General features: G+C 75.9%; 15 protein-coding genes and 2 pseudogenes. 7 read left to right on the forward strand and 10 right to left on the reverse strand.

From position 1 onward, the window contains the following. Positions 1-53: 53 nt before the first annotated feature. From BS72_RS37035 to mraZ, 3 genes are all read right to left on the reverse strand, one after another. A complete protein-coding gene (locus BS72_RS37035; RefSeq protein WP_198545740.1) occupies positions 54-704 on the reverse strand; it encodes a septum formation initiator in 651 nt (216 codons plus the stop codon). Further along, the gene (gene rsmH, locus BS72_RS02920) at positions 701-1,690 is read right to left on the reverse strand and encodes a 16S rRNA (cytosine(1402)-N(4))-methyltransferase RsmH (protein ID WP_037907384.1); all 990 of its coding nucleotides are present in this window, start codon (positions 1,688-1,690) and stop codon (positions 701-703) included. The genes BS72_RS37035 and rsmH overlap by 4 nt, the downstream gene beginning before the upstream one ends. A 683-nt stretch (positions 1,691-2,373) precedes the next feature. Then, complete coding sequence (mraZ, locus tag BS72_RS02925; RefSeq protein ID WP_322942083.1) at positions 2,374-2,814, reverse strand: division/cell wall cluster transcriptional repressor MraZ; 441 nt, start codon at positions 2,812-2,814, stop codon at positions 2,374-2,376. 119 nt (positions 2,815-2,933) lie between these two features. Here mraZ and BS72_RS02930 point away from each other — a divergent pair, with 119 nt between their 5' ends. From BS72_RS02930 to BS72_RS02945, 4 genes and pseudogenes are all read left to right on the forward strand, one after another. Continuing rightward, positions 2,934-3,509, forward strand: a complete 576-nt coding sequence (locus BS72_RS02930) for a beta-class carbonic anhydrase (protein WP_051950584.1) — start codon at positions 2,934-2,936, stop codon at positions 3,507-3,509. A 160-nt stretch (positions 3,510-3,669) separates the two neighbouring features. Continuing rightward, a pseudogene (locus BS72_RS02935) lies at positions 3,670-4,683 on the forward strand (AAA family ATPase); the annotation flags it as partial. 209 nt (positions 4,684-4,892) lie between these two features. Beyond that, positions 4,893-6,389: a DUF58 domain-containing protein gene (locus tag BS72_RS02940; RefSeq protein WP_078900967.1), complete on the forward strand. Its 1,497-nt coding sequence runs from the start codon at positions 4,893-4,895 to the stop codon at positions 6,387-6,389. After that, the gene (locus BS72_RS02945; protein ID WP_037907395.1) at positions 6,386-8,773 is read left to right on the forward strand and encodes a transglutaminase TgpA family protein; all 2,388 of its coding nucleotides are present in this window, start codon (positions 6,386-6,388) and stop codon (positions 8,771-8,773) included. The genes BS72_RS02940 and BS72_RS02945 overlap by 4 nt, the downstream gene beginning before the upstream one ends. A gap of 434 nt (positions 8,774-9,207) precedes the next feature. On the opposite strand, the gene BS72_RS02950 is transcribed toward BS72_RS02945, so the two are convergent. From BS72_RS02950 to BS72_RS02960, 3 genes are all read right to left on the reverse strand, one after another. Further along, positions 9,208-9,627: a DUF3040 domain-containing protein gene (locus BS72_RS02950; protein ID WP_037906126.1), complete on the reverse strand. Its 420-nt coding sequence runs from the start codon at positions 9,625-9,627 to the stop codon at positions 9,208-9,210. Between the two features lie 473 nt (positions 9,628-10,100). Next, positions 10,101-10,871, reverse strand: a complete 771-nt coding sequence (locus tag BS72_RS02955; protein WP_037906128.1) for a methyltransferase — start codon at positions 10,869-10,871, stop codon at positions 10,101-10,103. A gap of 241 nt (positions 10,872-11,112) precedes the next feature. Further along, positions 11,113-11,637: an SAV_6107 family HEPN domain-containing protein gene (locus BS72_RS02960; RefSeq protein WP_037906130.1), complete on the reverse strand. Its 525-nt coding sequence runs from the start codon at positions 11,635-11,637 to the stop codon at positions 11,113-11,115. A 400-nt stretch (positions 11,638-12,037) separates the two neighbouring features. On the opposite strand from BS72_RS02960, the gene BS72_RS02965 reads away from it, so the two are divergent. The 3 genes from BS72_RS02965 to BS72_RS02975 all read left to right on the forward strand — a co-directional run bounded on the left by BS72_RS02965 (position 12,038) and on the right by BS72_RS02975 (position 17,030). Further along, entirely contained in the window at positions 12,038-12,652 is a 615-nt protein-coding gene (locus tag BS72_RS02965; RefSeq protein ID WP_037906132.1) for a TetR/AcrR family transcriptional regulator, read from the forward strand. Positions 12,653-13,022: 370 nt separating this feature from the next. Next, entirely contained in the window at positions 13,023-14,567 is a 1,545-nt protein-coding gene (locus BS72_RS02970; protein ID WP_232792193.1) for a phytoene desaturase family protein, read from the forward strand. 210 nt (positions 14,568-14,777) lie between these two features. Next, the gene (locus BS72_RS02975) at positions 14,778-17,030 is read left to right on the forward strand and encodes a terpene synthase family protein (RefSeq protein ID WP_037906134.1); all 2,253 of its coding nucleotides are present in this window, start codon (positions 14,778-14,780) and stop codon (positions 17,028-17,030) included. 231 nt (positions 17,031-17,261) lie between these two features. Here the strand turns inward: BS72_RS02975 and BS72_RS02980 are convergent, their stop codons facing one another. The 4 genes and pseudogenes from BS72_RS02980 to BS72_RS02995 all read right to left on the reverse strand — a co-directional run bounded on the left by BS72_RS02980 (position 17,262) and on the right by BS72_RS02995 (position 20,694). Further along, complete coding sequence (locus BS72_RS02980; RefSeq protein ID WP_037906137.1) at positions 17,262-18,281, reverse strand: hypothetical protein; 1,020 nt, start codon at positions 18,279-18,281, stop codon at positions 17,262-17,264. A gap of 12 nt (positions 18,282-18,293) precedes the next feature. Beyond that, on the reverse strand, positions 18,294-19,229 hold the full coding sequence (gene metF, locus BS72_RS02985; protein ID WP_037906139.1) for a methylenetetrahydrofolate reductase [NAD(P)H]: 936 nt from the start codon (positions 19,227-19,229) through the stop codon (positions 18,294-18,296). 286 nt (positions 19,230-19,515) lie between these two features. Beyond that, positions 19,516-20,243, reverse strand: a pseudogene (gene thiE / locus BS72_RS02990) (thiamine phosphate synthase). 76 nt (positions 20,244-20,319) lie between these two features. Beyond that, positions 20,320-20,694 carry an Rv2175c family DNA-binding protein gene (locus tag BS72_RS02995; protein WP_037906141.1) on the reverse strand — a complete coding sequence of 125 codons (375 nt, stop codon included), beginning with the start codon at positions 20,692-20,694 and terminating at the stop codon, positions 20,320-20,322. Positions 20,695-20,721: the final 27 nt, after the last annotated feature.

Below are 20,721 nucleotides of genomic sequence, written 5' to 3' on the forward strand. Positions count from 1 at the left end.
CGGGGGAGCCGGCCGGGGCGGGCCGGCCGCTGTCGTCACGGGGGGTCACACGCTCACCTGGCGGAGGTCGGGGCCGTGGCGGCCGGCGCGGACGGAGTCGGGGAGGCGGAGGGGAGGGCGGACGTGCCGGACGTGCCGGACATCTCGGACGTGGCGGCGGTGGTGGGCGCGTTCCCGGAGGCCGTCCCGGAGGTCGTCCCGGAAACCGTCCCCGCCGGGGGCGCCAGGGCGCCGGACGGGGTCGTGGGGTCCGCGGCGGTCGGGGCCGGGCTCGGCGGCGGGGAGGGCGGGGCGGTGGCGGGCGTCGGGGAGCCGTGCACCGTGCCGTCCGGGCCGAGGAAGGCGGGCACGCCGCCGGGCACCATGCCGAGCTGCTGGGCGCGTTGGGAGAGCTGCCCGGGCGCCGAGTAGCCGTCGACCTCCTGCTGGAGCTGCTGCTGCTCGTCGGTGTAGCCGGTGGTCCGGTCCTTGAGCTTGTCCAGCTTGAAGGAGTCGCTGTTGACGGCCGAGTTCAGCAGCAGCAGCGTGATCAGCCCGCCGCCGAGCAGCGCCACCACGAGGACGACGAACGGGGTGCGGGCCGCCGTCGCCGACCGGTCCGCCGCCTGCCGCCCGCCGAGCAGGCCGAACCCCAGCCCGCCCAGCCCCGACCCGGCTCCGCGCCGGCCTCCCGCGGGCCGCCGAGGCCCTCCGCCCGAGCTCACCGCAGGTCCTCCCGGATACGTTCGGCGCCGCGCAGCCGGGCCGGGGCGGCCCGCCGGTTCTCGGCGATCTCGTCCTCGGTGGGCAGTTCGGCGCCCCGGGTCAGCAGCCGCAGCCGCGGCTGGTACTGCTCGGGCACCACCGGCAGGCCGGGCGGCGCGGTCTGCGCGGCGCCGGCCCCCAGCACCTGCTTCACCAGCCGGTCCTCCAGCGAGTGGTAGGACAGCACGGCGATCCGGCCGCCCACCGCGAGGGCCGCGACCGCCGCGGGCACGGCCCGTTCCAGCACCGCCAGCTCGCCGTTGACCTCGATCCGCAGCGCCTGGAAGGTCCGCTTGGCGGGGTTGCCGCCGGTGCGCTTGGCGGCCTGCGGCAGCGCCTCCCGGATCAGCTCCACCAGGCGGGCGCTGTTGGTGAAGGGCTCCCGCTGCCGCTCGCGGACCACCGCCTCGACGATCTTGCGGGCGAACTTCTCCTCACCGTAGGCGCGCAGCACCCGGACGAGGTCGCCGGGCGGGTACGTGTTGAGCACCTCGGCGGCGCTGATCCCGGTGGTCTGGTCCATCCGCATGTCCAGCGGGGCGTCGTGGGCGTAGGCGAAGCCGCGGTCGGCCTCGTCGAGCTGCATGGACGACACGCCGAGGTCGAAGAGCACGCCCTGGACGCTGGGCACGCCCAGCCGCTCCAGCACCTGCGGCATCTCGTCGTAGACGGCGTGCACGAGGGTGGCCCGGTCGCCGAAGGGCGTCAGGCGCTCACCGGCCAGCTTCAGGGCGGCCGGGTCCCGGTCCAGGCCGATCAGCCGGCAGGCGGGGAAGGTGCGCAGCAGCGCCTCGCTGTGGCCGCCGAGCCCGAGGGTGGCGTCCACGACCACGGGGGCGGCCTGCGGTGGGGCGTCCCCCGTCGGGGTGAGGGCGGGCGCCAGCAGGTCGAGGCAGCGGCGCAGCATCACGGGGACGTGCCGCGGGGGCGGGGACGGGTCGGTCATGGTGCCCATTCCGGACGGTTCTCGGTCACTTCTCAGGACGGTGGTCGGTCGGTCGTGGTTGCGGTGGTGCTCGCGGTGCTGCGTGTCGGCCCCTCGGTTCGCGTCGGTACGGCGCCCGACGGGCCGGTCGGCGCCCGCCGGCCCGCGCGGGTGTTCCGCGTACGGCCGCCCGCGGCCCGCCTGCGGCCTGCTTGCGTTCTTGCTGCGTGCATCGGTCGTGCTCGGTGGCCGTCCTCGGTGGTCGTCGGTCGTCCTCGGTGGTCGTCGGATCGTGCTCGGTGGCTGTCGATGCGCTCCGGGTGCGTTCCGACGGTGGTGCGGACGTGCTCCGGGTCCGGCGTCCGTGTGCTGGTCCCAGTGTCGGGGGTGCCGTCCCGGATTCCCCCACCGGGCGGCGCTACGGCCGCTGGTGTCGCCGCGTCGCCGCGATCACGGCGCGGCCGCCTGCCCGGCGGCGGGGCCGCCGCCACGGGCGGGACGCGGGGCCTGGTCCCCGCCCGCTCGGGGAGAGCGCCCCTCTGGCACCGGGGAAGTGGGGCCAGCGGGAGGCCGGAGCGGGAGGAGGCCGGGTCGCGCGTCCCGCGCCCGCGTCCTCCCCCGGACGGCGTAGCGCGGGGGGACTCGGGGCGTGGGGTGCGACGGACGCCCGCGGGTGCCGCGGGGCACGGCAGGACGCGCCGGGCTCACGGTATGCCGGTCGGCACCTCCTCGGACAGGGCCGAAAAGGTGTCCTCCTGGGCCGCGAGGTAGCGCTCCCAGGCGTCCGCCGCCCAGATCTCCACGCGGGTGCCGGCACCGATCACCGCGAGGTCGCGGACCAGTCCGGCGTACTCGCGCAGCGGCTGCGGGACGGTGACCCGGCCCTGGCGGTCGGGCACCTCGTCGTGGGCCCCGGCGAAGAGCACCCGGGTGTAGTCGCGGGCGGCCTTGGAGCTCAGCGGGGCGGCGGCGAGCTGCTCGGTGGCGGCCCGGAACCCCTCCACCGGCCAGACGCACAGGCAGCGTTCGTGCCCGCGGGCCATGACCAGGCCGCCGGCCAGCGGCTCCCGGAAGCGGGCCGGCAGCACCAGGCGGTTCTTGTCGTCCAGTCGCGGGGTGTGCGTGCCGAGGAATCCCAGGTTCACGGCACACCTCCACCAGACGGCACCACTTCGCGCCACTTTACTCCACCATGTTCCACCGTCAACGGCCGTCCGGCTCGGGCGCGGCGCCGTCCGGGCCGCCGCTCGGATACCGTCGGAACATGTCGATATCTGCTGGACCCGCCGGGCCTGCCGAGAGCACCGCCGGGGCCCCCACCGCACCGTCCGTCACCGCCACCACCGCGTCCGTCACCGACGACCTGGTGGAGTCGAACGCCCGTTACGCCGCCGATTTCAGCGACCCGGGCATGGGCGCGGCGCCCGTGCGCCAGGTGGCCGTCGTGGCGTGCATGGACGCGCGGCTCGACCTGCACAAGGCGCTGGGACTGCGGCTCGGCGACTGCCACACCATCCGCAACGCGGGCGGCGTCGTCACCGACGACACCATCCGCTCGCTGGCGATCAGCCAGCGCGCGCTGGGCACCCGCTCGGTCGTGCTGATCCACCACACCAACTGCGGCATGCAGACCATCACCGAGGAGTTCCGCTCCGAACTGGAGCGGGAGGTGGGGCAGCGGCCGACGTGGGCGGTGGAGTCGTTCACCGACATCGACCAGGACGTACGGCAGTCGATGGCACGGGTGCGGACCTCGCCGTTCCTGCCGCACACGGACGACGTGCGCGGCTTCGTCTTCGACGTGCACACCGGCCTGCTCCGCGAAATCACGGACAAGTAACGGCGGGGAGTGACGCGGCCCTCCCCGTAAGGGAAGAATGCACCCTGCGGCACGACCCGCCGGTGGCGGACGTTGCCCGTTTGGGGAGGGCCCGGTCAAGGGATGACCGCGCCCCTGAGGGACCCTCCGCGGTCCCTAGGAACAGGCCGAGGAGCACTTGGTGACGACCTTTGACGCACGACCGAGCCTGAGCGATCTGACCGCGACCGCGGGCCGCGTGCGCCGCAGCGTGGAGAACGTGATCGAGGGCAAGCCGGAGGTCGTGCGGATCGCGCTGACCGTCCTGCTGGCGGAGGGCCACCTGCTGATCGAGGACGTGCCCGGTGTGGGCAAGACGATGCTGTCCAAGGCTCTGGCGCGGTCGATCGACTGCACCGTGCGGCGCATCCAGTTCACACCTGACCTGCTGCCGTCGGACATCACCGGGGTGAGCGTCTTCGACCAGCAGCAGCGGGACTTCGAGTTCAAGCCCGGGGCGGTCTTCGCGCAGATCGTGGTGGGCGACGAGATCAACCGGGCGTCGCCCAAGACCCAGTCCGCGCTGCTGGAGTCGATGGAGGAGCGGCAGGTCACCGTCGACGGCACCACGTACGAACTGCCCGACCCGTTCATGGTCATCGCCACCCAGAACCCGGTGGAGATGGAGGGCACCTACCCGCTGCCGGAGGCGCAGCGGGACCGCTTCACCGCCCGCGTCTCGGTGGGCTACCCCAGCCCCGAGGCCGAGTTGAAGATGCTGGACGTGCACGGCGGCACCTCGCCGCTGGACGACCTGCAGCCGGTCGCGCACGCGCACGACATCGTCAAGCTGATCGAGGCGGTGCGCCAGGTGCACGTCTCCGAACCGGTGCGGCGCTACGCGGTGGCCGTGGTGGGCGCCACCCGCAACCACCCCGACCTGCGGCTGGGCGCCTCACCGCGGGCCACCCTGCACCTGGTGCGGACCGCCCGCGCCTCCGCGGCCCTGGACGGCCGGGACTACGTGCTCCCCGACGACGTGCAGTCGCTGGCCTCCGCGGTGCTCGCCCACCGGCTGCTGCCGACCGCGCAGGCCCAGCTCAACCGGCGTACCCCCGAACAGGTGATCGCCGAGATCCTGCAGCGGGTACCGCTGCCGGACCCGTCGTCAGGCGCGGGCGGCGGGAACGGCGCCGCCCCGGCGCCGGCTGGCCGCAGCGGCCGGGCGGCGCGCCGCAGGCCATGCCGGACGCGCGGGGCCGTTGATGCCCGCGCCCGGCCGGCCCGCGCCGGTCCCGCCTCCGCAACCCGGCCGGCCGCCGGCCGCGGCGCCCCGCCGCCGGGCCGGCCCCGGGGTACGGCCCCGCCAACCCGCCGGCGTACGGCCCCGGGTACCTGTCCGGGGCCGGCCAGGCCCCGCCGCCGGTGGCCGGGCCGGGCGCCCGGGCCGACGCCGAGGCCGAGGCCGACGCCGGCTCCGGCGGGGAGCGGCAGGGCTCGGGCTTCCGCCGCGCGCTGGGCGGCCTGACCACCCGCGGCCGGTCCTTCGTGGCCGCCGGGCTGGCCGCCGCAGCCTGCTCCTACGTCCTGGGCCAGCCCGACCTGCTGCGGGTCGGGCTGCTGCTGGCGGTGCTGCCACTGGTGTCCGTGGCCGTCCTCTACCGCACCCGCTACCGGGTGGCGGGCAGCCGCCGGCTGGCTCCGTCGCGGGTGCCGGCCATGTCCGAGGCCCGCGTCCACCTGAGGGTGGACAACGTCTCCCGGATGCAGACCGGCCTGCTCATGCTCCAGGACCGCGTCCCGTACGTGCTCGGGCCGCGGCCGCGCTTCGTGCTGGACCGGGTGGAGCCGGGCGGCCACCGCGAGGTGTCCTACCGGGTCCGCTCGGACCTGCGCGGCCGCTATCCGCTGGGCCCGCTCCAACTGCGGCTGACCGACCCGTTCGGCATGGTCGAGCTCACCCGCTCGTTCAGCGCCTACGACACCCTCACCGTCGTGCCCCGGGTGGAGCCGCTGCCGCCGGTGCGGCTGAACGGCGAGTCCTCCGGCTACGGCGAGGGGCGCACCCGGGCGCTGGCGCTGGCCGGTGACGACGACATGATCCCGCGCGGCTACCGGCACGGCGACGACCTGCGGCGGGTGCACTGGCGCTCCACCGCGAAGTACGGCGAGCTGATGGTGCGCCGCGAGGAGCAGCCGCACCGGGCCCGCTGCACGGTCGTCCTCGACACCCGGCGGGACGCCTACTTCGGCGCCGGCCCGGACTCCGCCTTCGAGTGGGCGGTCTCCGGGGCGGCCTCCGTCTCCGCGCACATGCTGGAGCGCGGCTACGCGGTGCGGCTGCTCACCGACACCGGCAGCGGCGTGCCGGGCCCGGACGGCGGGGCCGGCATCGGCGACGCCGGCGACCTGGCCGGGCTGCTGCTGGACACCCTCGCGGTGGTCGACCACTCCGAGGGCGAGTCGCTGGCGGCCGCCTGGGAGGCGCTGCGCTCGGCCAACGAGAGCCTGCTGGTGGGGTTCTTCGGCGACGTCTACCGGGAGCAGGCGGCGGTCATCGCCCGGATGCGGCAGCGGGCCGGCAGCGCGGTCGCGTTCGTCATGGACAGCGACCACTGGCTGGCCCGGGAGATCGGGGTGCGGCCGGGCGCGAAGGCAGCCGAGGAGGAGGGCGAGGACGCCGACAGCACGGGCAACGCGATGCGGCTGCTGCGCGAGTCCGGCTGGACGGTGGTGGAGGTCCACCCCGGTGACCGGCTGCCGGAACTGTGGCAGCGGGCGGACCGCCACCTCGGCGGCGACGGCGCCGGACCGGCCGGCCGGGCGGGAAAGCCGGGTCAGCCGTGGCAGCCGGCGCAGGGGCGGGGGCAGGCCGTGGCGGACGCACGGCGGGCAGGGCGCGGAGCGGGGGCGGCGGGATGAGCGGGCAGGCGCGGTTGACGGTGTGCGCGGCGGTGGCCGCGATGATGGCGGCGTTCTCGCTGCTGCCGCTGACCAGTGACAGCAAGTGGTACTTCCAGGCGCTGCTGATCGTGTGTCTGCAGGCCGCTGTCGGCGCCGTGGCGCGGCGGCTGCCGCTGGCCCGGCCGCTGACGGTGCTGGCGCAGGCGGTGGTGTCGCTGGTCGTGGTCACCATGATCTTCGCCTCGGGCCAGGCCCTGGGCGGGATACTGCCGGGCCCGCTGGCCGTGGAGCACCTGAACCAGGTGCTCCAGGACGGCCTGACGGACGTCTCGAACTTCTCCATCCCCGCCCCCGTCACCCCCGGCATCCGCATCCTGCTGGTGGGCGGGGTGGTGCTGATCGCGCTCGCGGTCGACGCCATAGCGGTGACGTACAACAGCGCGGCCCCGGCCGGGCTGCCGCTGCTGGCGCTGTACTCCGTGGCGGCCGGGCTGGCCGACGGCGGCAACGCCGACTGGCTGTACTTCCTGGTCGCGGCCGCCGGGTACATGGTGCTGCTGCTCGCCGAGGGCCGCGACCGGCTCTCGCGCTGGGGGCGGGTCTTCACCAGCGGCGCGCCCGGCTCCGGCCGGACCGCCTCGCGGGCGCCGCGCGGCGCCCGCGGCATCGGCGTGGTGGCGCTGGGCATCGCCCTGGTGGTGCCGGCCGCGCTGCCCTCGTTCAGCAGCGGCCTGGTGGACACCAGCGGGCACGGCGGCGGCATCGGCGGCCAGAGCGGGGGCGGCGCGGTCAACCTCGTCGCGGCCCTCCAGGACAACCTGAACCAGCCCGAGGACCACGAGGTCCTGCGCTACACCACCAACGCCTCGGACCCGTCCGGGATGTACCTGCGCATCGCCGCGCTGGACAGGTTCGACGGCAAGGCGTGGTCGCCGTCGAACCTGCCGACCGAGCCGGTGCCGGCGCTCCTGCCGCATCCGCAGGGCATGGCCGACTCCGTGGCCTACCGCTCGGTGAGCACGCAGGTGCAGGTGGACGCCGACTACGTCCAGGGGATACTGCCGGTGCCCTTCCCCGCGATGTCGGTGCAGGCGCCGGGCGCCTGGGTGTTCCAGCCCGAGGGCCGGATGATCATCGGCCAGCACGGCCAGACCGCCGCCAGCGAGCGCTACACGGTCACCAGCATGGACGTGCGGCCGACGGCGGCCCAGCTCGCGGCGGCGCCCCGGGCCACCGGGGAGATCGCCCAGAAGTACACGCAGGTGCCCGGCTCGCTGCCGAAGATCGTCAAGCAGACCGCGCTCCAGGTGACGGCGAACGCCACCACCGACTACCAGCGGGCGGTGGACCTCCAGGCGTACTTCACCTCCGGCCAGTTCGTGTACAACACGCAGGCCAAGGCCGGCACCGGGGTGGACGCCATCGCGCGCTTCCTGAAGACGAAGGAGGGCTTCTGCGTCCACTTCGCCTTCACCATGGCCGCCATGGCCCGCACCCTGGGCATCCCGGCGCGGGTGGCGATCGGCTTCACCCCGGGCGAGGCCAGCGGCACCAACACCATGACGGTGGGCCTGAAGGACGCGCACGCCTGGCCGGAGCTGTACTTCGAGGGCATCGGCTGGACCCGGTTCGAGCCGACGCCCTACCGCGGCTCGGCCCCCTCGTACACGCAGTCGCAGACCCCCTCGGCCACGGGGGACCGCCCGGAGGCCGCCCCGCACAGCACGCAGGCGACCCCGACGGCCACCCCCACCCCCACCGACAGCTGCGCCCCCGAGCACGGCACTCCGGCCCCGCAGTGCGAGGCGGCGGCCGCGACCGGCGGCACCGGTTCGGGTGGCGGGGGCGTCGGGCACGCCCCGCGGGACGCGCTGATCGCGCTGGCCGCGCTGCTGGTCCTGCTGCTGCCCGCCGTGCCCGCCCTGTGGCGGTCCCGGCTGCGCCGCAGACGGCTGGCCGCAGGACGCGGCGGGCCGGAGGCGGCGGCGCTGGCCGCCTGGCAGGAGCTGCTGGACAGCGGCTGGGACCACGGCGTGCCGCCCGACGACTCGGAGACCCCGCGCCGGGCGGTGGCCCGCCTGGTGCGCGACGGCGGCCTGGAGGGGCCGGCGGCGCTGGCCGCGGAGTCGGTCGCCTCGGCCGTGGAGCAGAGCCTCTACGCGGCCCGGCCGCGCCCGGCCGACGGGCTCGCGGACGAGGTGCGGAAGGCCCGGGCGGGGCTGCGCGCCGCGGCGAGGCGCCGCACCCGGGTACGGGCGGTGGTGCTGCCGCGGACCTCGGTGCGGCTGGTGTGGGCGCTGTCGGCGCGGTGGCACGCGGGCACACGGCGGCTCCGCGACGTCTCCACCCGCGCGGCGGCGCCGGTTCGGCAGCGGCTGCGGCCCCGCCGCACTCCCGCGTAGGGCGACGGTCAGGGGCCGCCGGTCCGCCTTCCGGCCCGCTCCCCGGGGGCTGTCCTGGTTCCAGGGCAGCCCCCGGGGCTGTTTCGGGGCCCCGGGCCGTCGAGTGCCGCGCCCCGGGGCGCGGGGCGCGGCACTCGACGGCCCCTCGGCGACGGGGCCCCTGAGCGGGCCCACCAGGCCCGAGGGCGGACGGGCGGGCCTTCGGCGCCACCCCGGACGGGCCCGGGGGCTGGGGCACGTCTGGGGCACGTCTGGAGGCCCCTGAGGGCGCTCCCGGCCGTGCCCGGGCCCGTTCGAGGCGAGGCGGCCGGGAGGCCGAGGGTCCGAGGAGCCGGGCCGGGCCCTTGCGGGTGCGAGGAGCCAGGCCGGGCATGCCGACGCCCCGGGGGCCGTCCTGGCCCGCCGGGGCGGTCGCGATCGAAAGGGGCGCGGCCCTACTGGCCCTGTTCGTCCCGGCGGCGCTGCCAGCGCTCCTCGATGCGGTCCATCATCGCGCGGCGCGGCTGCTGGCGCCGGCGCGCGCCGAACCTCCTACCCATGTGCCCGGGCACCGCCGGCGGTGCCTGCTGCTGCTCCAGCGGACGCACCGCCCGCCGCCAACTGGTCACGGCGAGGACGGCGCAGACGAGCATCACCAGGAAGCCGACCACGCCCAGCCACGCCTGCTCGACGACCATGGCACCCAGGAGCAGCCCGATCCCGCACACGAAACCGAGGACGGCGAGGTACACGCGCCGACGTGTGAACGTGCGCAGCCCGTTTCCCTCCAGCGCGGACGCGAATTTGGGATCTTCGGCGTAGAGCGCGCGCTCCATCTGCTCGAGCATGCGCTGCTCATGCTCCGAGAGCGGCACGGAGACCTCCTACTCGTCGGCCGCGCGGGGTCGCGGCCGGTCCGTCCTTTTCAGGATAGGCGGGAAACGCCTCCGTGAAACCCGCCCCAGTGCGCCAATCCGACGGGGCTGTCCTTCCCCGCCAGGCGTTACGTCATGCCAGCATACGGTCAGGAACAGCGCCGTGGGCGGCCTGTGGCGCAGTCCCGCCGCGAGGCGTCGCGGCGAGCCCGTGGGACGCGCCGCGGCAGCGGGCCCGTGACGCCCCGGCGGGCCCCGGCGAGGGGCGCGGGACCGTCGCGGAGTCCGGCCTCCGGCGCGCCGGCGCGGGCGGCCGCACCGCCCGGCCGTCGGCCGATCCGGCCCTTCTGCCCCTCCGCCCGGTGAGCCCTTCGGCCCCTTCGGCGCGGCCCCGCCGCGCCCGGAGGTCCGAGGGGCCGCGCCGAAGGCACCGGCTGCGGCGGACGGGCACCAGCCGTACGGGCCCGGGAGGATCAGCCGCGCTCGGCGAGCACGTGGAGCTGCGTCGCGACCGAGTGGAACCCGGGTTCCTGGGCCGCCGCCAGCTCCAGCTTGAGCAGTGCCTCCGCCGCGCCGGGCTCGGTGTCCACCAGGACGCCCGGCACGAGGTCGGCGAAGATCCGCACGCCGTGCACGGAGACGGTGCGCAGGCCGGCCGTCTCCAGCAGCGCGCTGAGCTGGTCGGCGGTGAACCGGCGCGGCAGGGAGTCCTCCTCGCCGTACCGCCCGTCCGGATCACCGAGCACCCGCTTGGCCTCCGCGAAGTGCCCGGCCAGCGCGCGGGCCAGCACCGCGCCGCCGCGCCCGGCGGCCAGCAGGCTCAGTGTGCCCTCGGAGCGCAGCGCCCCGACCACGTTGCGGACGCCTTCGCCAGGGTCGTCGACGTACTCCAGCACGCCGTGGCACAGCACCATGTCGTACCCGGCGACCGGGACCAGCCCGAGCAGGCCGTGGGTGTCGCCCTGGACGGCGGTGACGCGGTCGGTGACGCCGGCCTCGGCGGCGCGGCGCTCCAGTGCGAACAGGGCGTCGGGGCTCGGGTCCACGACGGTGACGCGGTGTCCCAGCCGGGCCACGGGCACGGCGAAGTTCCCGGTGCCGCCGCCGGTGTCGAGCACGTCGAGCTCCGGACGCCCCAGCCGCGCGGCGCGGCGCTCCAGGGCGTCCCGCAGGACCTCCCACACCACGGCGGTCCGCAGACTGGCGCGCGGGCGGATCGGCTCCACCCCTCCTTGACGGGACATGGCGGGCGGCTCTCCTCGCGTGCAGGTGGGACGGGCGGTCCCACTCTAGTGCGGTGATCGTCGCGAAGGGTTCGGTGGTGGAGGTGTCCCCGGCCTGTCGTGACGCGTTCGGCGGTGTGCCGCCGAACGGTCCGGAACCGTTCGGCACGGTCCGGAACCGTTCGGCACCGTCCTGTCGGGGGTCGACGGGGTCCGCGGGGGGCGACCGGGCAGGCCGGGGCAGGCCCGTGACCCGCCGGGCTCAGCCGGGCTCCGCGCCTGGGGCCGGGTGCAGCAGGAGCAGGTCCTCCACGAGCCGCAGGAACGTCCGGGCGTCCCGTACCAGGTCGTCGGCCTCGCGGGCGGTGGCCGCGCCGGGTATGCCGGCCTCGGCCCGCGCCCTGCGGTCGGCTCCCGCGGCGAAGAGCGCGGCCCACTCGGCGAGTTCGGGCGCCGCCTCGGGAAGTACCGACCAGGCGCTGCGGATTCGCCGGCGCCGCCCGGCGGTCTCCTCGGGCCGCCCCCGGACGGCGAGCACTGCGGCGGCGGTGCGCAGGGCGGCGAGGTGGGCGGCGGCGAACCGCTCGTGCGGCGCGGCCGACCGGGCGGCCTCCCGCAGCCCTTCGTGGGCCTGGGCCAGCAGGTCGAGAGCGGCGGGCGAGGCCGCGGCGCGGCGCGGCACCGGGTGGACGTCGGCCCCGGCGCCCGCGGCGGGAACAGCACGGGCGGCTCGACGGGCAGTTGGGCGGGCAGCTGAGCGGGCAGTCGAGCGGGCGGGTACTGCCATGACGGGCTCCCTTCTCCGTTTCTCCGTTTTCTCCGTTTTCGCCGTGTCTCTTCGTGCCTTCGTGTGGATCTGCGTATCCGTGCGTCTCCCGGCATCCCCCGGTGCCTCCCGGGTGCCTCCGGGGTGCTCCGTACCGTTTCGGGCCGTTCTCCGTACAGTGCCCATCTTCGGTGCCACCACTGACAATCCGGTCCGTCCGGCCCCCAACCGTCCGTTCAGCGGCCGCCGCGGCCCCTCCGCGCGGCGGACGGCCCGGTCCGGATCGGATCTTGCAGAGCCGTCCCAGCCCCTCGCGCACGGCTGTGACCTGCCGGAAACGCCCGTGTTACCCGCACCATCCGTGCCGCGCGGGCCGGTTGCGCGTTCGGCGGCGACAGCGGCGGCGGGCAGAATCGGGACCATGACCACCCCACGTCGCCAGGCCACCCGCCGGAAGCTCTTCGACGCGGCCGTCGGGCTCATCGCCGAGCAGGGCTTCTCCGCCACCACGGTCGACGAGATCGCGGAGCGCGCGGGGGTCGCCAAGGGAACCGTCTACTACAACTTCGCCAGCAAGAACGACCTGTTCGAGGAGCTGCTGCGGTACGGCGTCGGTCTGTTGGCGGAGTCGCTCCGGCGGGCGGCCGTCGGCGTCGGGGAGCACGGTGGCAGCCGGGTGGACGCGCTGGACGCGATGATCCGGGCGGGGCTGGACTTCATCGTGGCCAACCCGTCCTTCACCCAGCTGTACGTGGCCGAGCTCTGGCGGACCAACCGGGCCTGGCAGGACACGCTGATGGTGGCCCGCCAGGACGCCGTGGCGGTGGTGGAGAAGGTGCTGGGCGAGGCCGTGGCGGCGGGCGAGGTGAGCGACGACATCGACGTACCGCTGACCGCGTCCGCGCTGTTCGGGATGGTGCTCGTGGCGGCGCTGGACTGGCAGGCGTTCCAGCCGGAGCGCGGCGTCGAGGAGGTGCACGCGGCGCTGTCGCTCCTGCTCCAGGGCCGGGTCGGGGGCGCCATCGCCCGCCGCTGACCGGCCGCCGCGTCCGACCGGCCGTCGCCGCGGCGCGGCCGTCGCACGGAGCAGCGGGCGCGGCGGCGCACGGAGCAGCGGGCGCGGCGGCGCACCGGGCCCGCGCCGCGTACGGGCGGACGCGCACCCGGGTTTCCGCCGCCCCGTGCCGGCGGTCCCCGGGTGCCCGTCCTTCCTGGGCCCACTCTTCCGGTCGGCCGCCCGCCGGCCCATCCGCCGCCGTACTCAATCCGCCGGCTGAGTACTCCTACTCAGACGGCGCCCCTCCCCCGCCGGCGCCCTCCGCCCGGCCGCCGCGGCGCCCTCCGCCACCGCCGGTTCCGGCTCCCCCTGCCACGGACGTCCCTGCTCAGGGGATACGCTCGCCCGCATGTCCCGCATCGCAGTGATCGGCGCCGGGCTGGCCGGAATGGCCGCGGCCGCCCGTCTCGCCACAGCCGGCCACCAGGTCACCGTCCTGGAGCGCGGCGGCTCCCACGGAGGCGCGGTCAGCCGCTTCGAACGGGACGGCTTCGCCTTCGACAACGGGCCGGGCCTGCTGGTGCTGCCCGCGGTCTACCGGGACCTGTTCGTGAAGACCGGCCGGGAGCCGCTGGAGGAGTGCGTCGACCTGGTCCAGACCGACCCGGCCGCCCGGCACGTGTTCGCCGGCGGGGTCTCGCTGGCGCTGCCGAACGCCTCCCGGGCCGGTGTCCTGGAGGCCCTGGACGGCGCCCTCGGCGCGGGCAGCGGCGAGCGGTGGGACGGGGTGCAGGTGCGCGCCCGGGAGGTGTGGGAGGCGACCCGGCGGCCGCTGCTGGAGGACGTCCCGGCCGACCCGGCCGCGCTGGCCGCCGACCCGTACCCGGGCGCCCGCCGGCGGGGCCTGCTGCGGCGGGCGGCGCCGAGCCTGGCGGAGGTGGCGGCGCGCGAGCTGGGCGGCGACCCGCGGCTGGCCGCGCTGCTGGAGAGCCACGCGCTGGCGTACGGGCTGGACCCGCGCACCGCGCCGGCCTCGGCGGCGGTGCTGGCGTACCTGGAGCAGTCGTTCGGCGTCTGGTACGTGCGGGGCGGCCTGCGGGCGCTGGCGGACGCGCTGCACGCGCGGTGCCTGGCCCGGCGGGTGCGGTTCCGGTTCGACGCGCCGGTGGCCGAGGTGGTGGTCGAGTCCGGCCGGGCCGCGGGGGTGCGGCTGGCCGACGGGACGGTGGAGCCGGCCGACACGGTCGTGGCGGCGGTCCCGCTGCCCTCGCTGTACGCGGCGGGCGGCCCGCTGGACGGACCCGGCGGGGAGCCGGCGTTCCGGGGCGCGGCCGGTGAGCCGGGGCGGTTCACGGTGCACGTGGCGCTGCGCGGCTCGCGGCCGGACGGCGCGGCGCACCGCACGGTGGTGCACGCGGCGGACCGCGACCGGGCGCTGGAGTGGCTGTTCCCGCGCCGCGGCCGGGAGCCGCTGCCGCCGCCGGGGGCGCTGACGGTGGCGGTGCTGCGCCCCGACGACCCGGCGCTGCGGCCCGACGGCGGCCACGAGGCGGTCACGGTGACCGCGGTGGTCCCCGCGCACGCCGGGCCGGGCGGCGGCGCGGCCGCGGGCGGGCTGGACTGGACGGCCGGGGAGCTGGCGGAGGCGTTCGCGGAGCGGGTGCTGGGCGCCGCCGAGGCGGCCGTACCGGGCCTGCGGGAGCGGGAGTTGTGGCGGGAGGTGCGCACCCCGGCGGACACCGCGCGGGAGCTCGGGGTGCCGGGCGGGTCGGTACCGCCGCCCTCGCTGGCGGGCGCCGACGGAACGCTCCTGCGCGCCCCGAACCGGTCACCGCTGCCGGGTCTCTTCCTCGCCGGCGGCTGGGCGCATCCGGGCGGCGGGCTGCCGCACGCGGGCATGTCCGCGGCGATCACGGCCTCGCTGGTCACGGGCGGCCCCGGCGGCAGCCGCTGAGCCGCGGGCGGCGGCCCCCTCGCAGGCACGGAGCAGGCACGGGCGGGCACGGGGGAACGGCTGCCAGGTTTCCGCTGAGCAAGATCGTTAATCGGCGGTGGCGCGGATTTCAGCCCATCGGGCGGATTAGGCAGCCGTTCCCTGACCCGGCCGGGAGCCGCCCCTAGCGTGAGCGCAGCCGTGATCGCTTCAGCGGAAGGCCCCACGCCGATGGCCCAGCCCTTCGAACTCCCCCAGTTCTACGTGCCGTATCCGGCACGCCTCAACCCGCATCTGGAAGCCGCCCGGGAGCACACCAGGAGCTGGGCGCGTTCCATGGAGATGCTGGAGGGGTCGGGGATCTGGGAGGAGTCCGACCTGGACTCCCACGACTACGCCCTGCTGTGCGCCTACACCCACCCCGACGCGTCGGGGCCCGAACTCGACCTGGTCACCGACTGGTACGTGTGGGTGTTCTTCTTCGACGACCACTTCCTCGACATCTTCAAGCGCACCCAGGACATGGCGGGCGCCAGGGAGTACCTGGACCGGCTGCCGGCGTTCATGCCGGTCGACCTCTCCGAGGAGGTGCCCGAGCCGGCCAACCAGGTGGAGGCGGGCCTGGCCGACCTGTGGGCGCGGACGGTCCCGTCGATGTCCGAGGACTTCCGCCGCCGCTTCCACGACAGCACCCGCGCGCTGCTGGAGGAGTCGCTGTGGGAGCTGTCGAACATCAACGCGGGCCGGGTGGCCAACCCCGTCGAGTACATCGAGATGCGCCGCAAGGTCGGCGGCGCCCCGTGGTCGGCGAACCTGGTGGAGCACGCGGCCGGTGCGGAACTGCCGGCCCGGATCGCCGGGAGCCGCCCGCTGCGGGTGCTGCGGGACTGCTTCGCCGACGGCGTGCACCTGCGCAACGACCTCTTCTCGTACCAGCGCGAGATCGAGGAGGAGGGCGAGCTGTCCAACGCGGTGCTGGTGCTGGAGCGGTTCCTCGGGCTGGGCCCGCAGGAGGCCGCCGAGCGGGTCAACGACCTGCTGACCTCGCGCCTCCACCAGTTCGAGCACACCGCGTTCACCGAGGTGGAGCCGCTCTTCGACCGCTTCGCGGTGTCCCCGGAGGAGCGGCTGGCGGTGTTCGCCTACGTCAAGGGGCTCCAGGACTGGCAGTCCGGCGGCCACGAGTGGCACATGCGCTCCAGCCGCTACATGAACGGCGCCGACGAGCGCTCCCGGGCCGTCCTGACGCTCGGCGGCCCGACCGGGCTGGGCTCCTCGGCCGCCCGGGTGGCGGCGTCGCTGGCGGCCACCATGCCGCAGCGGCTGCGCTCCTTCAGCCACCCGCCGCACCAGCCGGCCGGAGAGGTGCGGCGGGCGGCCGTGCCGATGCCGTTCCCGACCACGCTCAGCCCGCACCTGGACGCCGCCCGGCGGCACAGCCTGGAGTGGGGCCGGGCGACGGGCCTGACCGGCCCGGAGCCCGGCTTCCCGCTGCCCGGCGGGCTGTGGAACGAGGAGAAGCTCGCCGCCTACGACTTCGCGCTGTGCTCGGCCGGCATCCACCCGGCCGCCTCCGAGGAGGAGTTGGCGCTCACCACGGACTGGCTGGCCTGGGGCACCTACGGCGACGACTACTACCCGGCGGTCTTCGGGCGGTCCGGGGACATGGCGGCGGCCCGGATCGCCACCGAGCGCCTCAAGCTGTTCATGCCGCTCGACGCGGGCCCGCCGCCACCGCCCCCGGTGACGGCGCTGGAGCGCGGGCTGGCCGACCTGTGGCGGCGTACGGCGGGGCCGATGGCACCGGCCGCCCGGGCGCGGTTCCGCGCGTCCGTCGAGGACATGTGCGAGAGCTGGCTGTGGGAGCTCGACAACCAGCGGCTGAACCGGGTGCCGGACCCGGTGGACTACGTGGAGATGCGCCGCCGGACCTTCGGCTCCGACCTGACGATGAGCCTGTCCCGGATCGGCCACGGCGACGTGCTGGCGGACGAGGTCTACCGGGCCCGGCCGGTGCGGTCGATGGAGGCCGCCGCGGCGGACTTCGCCTGCATGGTCAACGACGTCTTCTCCTACCGCAAGGAGGTCGAGTTCGAGGGCGAGGTGCACAACGCGGTACTGGTGGTGCGGAACTTCCTCGACTGCTCGCCGCAGCAGGCGATGGACGTGGTGGGCGACCTGATGGAAGCCCGGATGGCGGAGTTCCAGCTCCTGACGGAGACCCAGATCCCCGCCCTCTTCGAGGAGTTCGACCTGGACGGGGCGGCCCGCGAGGCGCTGCTGGGCTACGCGCAGGAGCTGCGGGACTGGCTGGCGGGCATCCTCACCTGGCACGAGGGGTGCCACCGCTACGACGACGGGGCGCTGATGGCGCACTTCCCGCACGCGGCTGCCGCGGCGGCGGCGACGGCCCGGCAGCCGTGGGGCCCGCCCGCCGGGCTCGGTACCGCGGCGGCCCGGCTGCCCGTGCTGCCGCGCTCCTGAACGGCCCCGCGCCGAGCCCGGCCCCGCCAACGCCCCCTCCCGACCCGCGTCCTCCTCGCGAGGCCCGGCGGCCCGCGGCCCCCTGACCCAGGGCCGCGCCGCCGTCGCCCGACGGCCGCCGCACCGCCCCGGACTCCCGGCGGTACGGCGGCCGTTCACGTCCCTGCCGGTTCGGCGGCCCGCGCCCCCGCCGCGGCCCGGCTCACGCCGGGCGGGTGCTCGGCGGCGGCGTCAGTAGCGGTACGGGTCGTACGGGTCGGCGTACTCGGACCGCTCGCCCGCCGGGGTCTGCTCGTACGGGGACTGCTGCGGCTGCTGCGGGATGTAGGGCTGCTGCTCCTGCCGCCCGTACTGCTGCTGCGGGTAGCCGTACGGGGCCGCGTACGGGTCGGCCTGCTGGCCGCCGTATGCCTGGCCGCTCTGGTCCTGCTGGCCGCCGTACCCCTGGCCGTGCGGCTCCTGCTGGCCGCCGTACGCCTGGCCGTGCTGCTCCTGCTGCCAGCCGCCGCCGTCCTGTCCCTGGCCGGCCTCGCCGCCGTAGCCGTACCCGTAGGACGTGCCGTAGCCGTCGGGGGCGCCCGTGGCGTCGTACCCGGCGGCGGCCTCCTGCTGCGGGTAGCCGCCGTAGCCCTGCCGCTCCCAGGCGCTCTGCTGCCCGTGCTGCGGCGCGGCGGCGGCCGGCTGCTCCGCGCCCTGGCCGTAGCCGCCGGACCAGCCGTAGCCCTGCGCGCCGTAGCCCTCGTAGCCGCCGCTGGTGTACGGGTCGGGTGTGTACGTGGACTGGCCGTCGTACAGCGGGAATTCGCCGCTGTCGTCCAGCATGGGCACCGGCCGGTAGATGCCGCGGACCCCGGCCGAGGCGACCTCGTCGGCGGCCGGGCCGACCGGTGCCGGGACGGTCTCGAACCCGTCCGGCTCCGGCTCGACCTGGCTCACGGCCAGCGCCGGCGGGGCCGGGGGCTTGGCGCCGGCCCGGCGCCGCAGGTCGACGCCGAACCGACCGCCTATCGCCCACCCGGCGGCGAAGCCGCGCCTGTAGGAGAGGGTCACGCAGGTCTGGCCGGCCCCGAAGCCCACCGCGCCGGCCAGGATCAGCGGGACGCTGCGCTGGTAGACGCCGGCCACCACGCCGAGGAACCCGGCGAAGGCCAGCACCCGCCACCGCAGTCTGGCCTTGTGCTGCAGCAGCACTTCGCTGAGCAGCCACAGTGCGACGATGCCGAACGCGATGTAGAGCACCGAGTAACCCATGTGCCCACTTCCTCACCTAGGGGGGGTCACGCCGTCCGCCGGTGCGAGCCCGAGGTTCTGGTAGATCTCCAGCGACGCGGTGGAGTGGTTAAGAGTAATGAAGTGGAGCCCCGGGATGTCCTCGGCCATGAGTCGGCGGCACATCTCGGTGGTGAACTCTATGCCGATCGCCCGCACGGCGGCGGGGTCGTCCTGCACGGCGAGGATGCGCTCGGCCAGTTCGGGCGGGAAGGGCGCGTTGCCCAGCTGGGAGAAGCGCTCGATCTGCCGCACGTTGGTGACCGGCATGACCTCGGGGATGATCGGCACCGTGCAGCCGGCGCGGTCGACCCGGTCGCGCAGCCGCAGGTAGGCGTCGGCGTCGAAGAACATCTGGGTGATCGCGAAGTCGGCGCCGGCCCGGCACTTGTCGAGGAAGTGGCGGGTGTCCTCCTCCCAATCGGTGGAGCGCGGGTGCATCTCGGTGAACGCGGCCACCCCGACGCAGAAGTCTCCCGACTCCTTGATCAGCCGCACCAGCTCGGCCGCGTAGGTGAGGCCCTCCGGGTGCGGCACCCACTCGCCCATCGGGTCACCCGGCGGGTCGCCGCGCACCGCCAGTATGTTGCGGATACCGGCGTCGGCGTACTGGCCGATGATGTTGCGCAGCTCGGCGACCGAGTGGTTGACGGCGGTCAGGTGCGCGCACGGGGTGAGCGTGGTGTCCGAGACGATGCGGTCGGTGGCACGGACCGTGCCGTCCCGGGAGGAGCCGCCGGCGCCGTACGTGACCGAGACGAACGTCGGGCGCACGGCCTCGATCTGCCGGATCGCGCGCCACAGCGTCTGCTCGCCCTTCTCGGTCCGGGGGGCGGCGAACTCGAAGGAGTACGACCTCCGACCGGACGCGAGCAGCTCACGGATGGTGACCGCACGGTCGGTGCGCGTGGATGAAGTGCCCAGGGCCATGCATGAAGGCTAACGGTGCTCGGCCACCGAGCGTCATCGCGTCTGTGGACAACCGCCCGCCGCCCCTCCTCGGCGCCTGCTTCGTCCGCATCCGGGCGGAGTGATCGTGCGGACCATCCGTACGGCCCCGTGGCGGACCCGCACGGATCGGCCGTGTGCGGGCGGCCGCAGGGGGTGCGCGGACCGGCCGCCCGGCCGCGGAGAGGCCGGAGGCGTACCCGCCGGACCGCCCGGGCGGGGTTCGGACGGGCGGGGTCCGGGCGGGCGGGGTCCGGGCGGGCGGCCGTCAGTCGCGGGAGCGGACGGCGCGGGCCAGGGCGGCCGCCGCGAGGCGGGGGTCGTCGGCCTGGGTGACGGCGCGGACGACCACGATCCGCCGGGCCCCGGCGTCCAGCACCTCGCCGACGGTGTCCGCGTCGATGCCGCCGATGGCGAACCAGGGCCGGGCGGGGGCCAGCGCGGCGGCGTACCGGACCAGGTCGAGCCCGGGGCGGGCCGGCCGGGCTTGGTGGGGGTGGGCCACACCGGGCCGGTGCAGAAGTAGTCGGCGCCGGGCTGGACGGCGGCGGCGTCCACCTCGGCGGTGCTGTGGCAGGAGCGCCCGATCAGGACGTCCGGGCCGAGCAGGGCGCGGGCGGCGGGCACCGGGAGGTCGCCCTGCCCGAGGTGAAGGACGTCGGTGCCGGCCGCGTGGGCGATGTCGGCCCGGTCGTTGGCGGCCAGCAGCTTCCCGTGCCGGCGGCACGCCTCGGCGAGGACGGCCAGAGCGGCCAGCTCCTCGGCGGCCTCGATCCGCTTGTCCCGCAGCTGGATCACGTCCACCCCGCCGGCCAGGGCGGCGTCGGCGAACCGGGCGAGGTCGCCGGGGCCCGAGCGGGCGTCGGTGCACAGGTAGAGCCGGGCCGCGGCGAGCCGGTCGCGGAGTGCGGCGGAGCCGGCCCGCTCCCCCGAGGCCGCGGCCCCACGGGGAGTGGCGGGCGCGGGTGTGGCGGCCGGGTCGGCTGGGGCGGTCATCCGTCGCTCCGGTGGTTCGGGGCGCTCGGCGGCCGCCGGCCGCCGTCAGGGGGCCGGCGGCCGCAGGGGCGCGGGGCTACACGGCGAGCGCCTGGGCGCGGCGCTTCACCTCGGTCCCGCGATTCTCCCGCAGCGCCTGGGCGGGGGTGCCGGGGAGGGTGGGGTCGGGGGTGAAGAGCCACTCCAGGATCTCTTCGTCGGTGAAGCCGTCGTCCTTCAGCAGGGTGAGGGTGCCGGGCAGGCCCTTGACGATCTTCCCGTCGCCGATGAAGTCGGCCGGGACCATGAGCACCTTGTTCTCCCCGCGGCGGATCGCGACCAGCTGGCCTTCCTTGATCAGCGGCCGGATACGCGTTACTTCGAGGTCGAGTCGCTCCGCGACCTCGGGCAGGTTGAGCCAGGAGGGGACGAGCGAGTCGATGTGTACGTCAATCGACGTGAAAACAGTCACGCGACAAGGGTGCCACCTGGGCGCGGT

Origin of the sequence: Actinacidiphila yeochonensis CN732 (assembly GCF_000745345.1) — a bacterium.
GTDB classification, from domain to species: Bacteria; Actinomycetota; Actinomycetes; order Streptomycetales; family Streptomycetaceae; genus Actinacidiphila; species Actinacidiphila yeochonensis.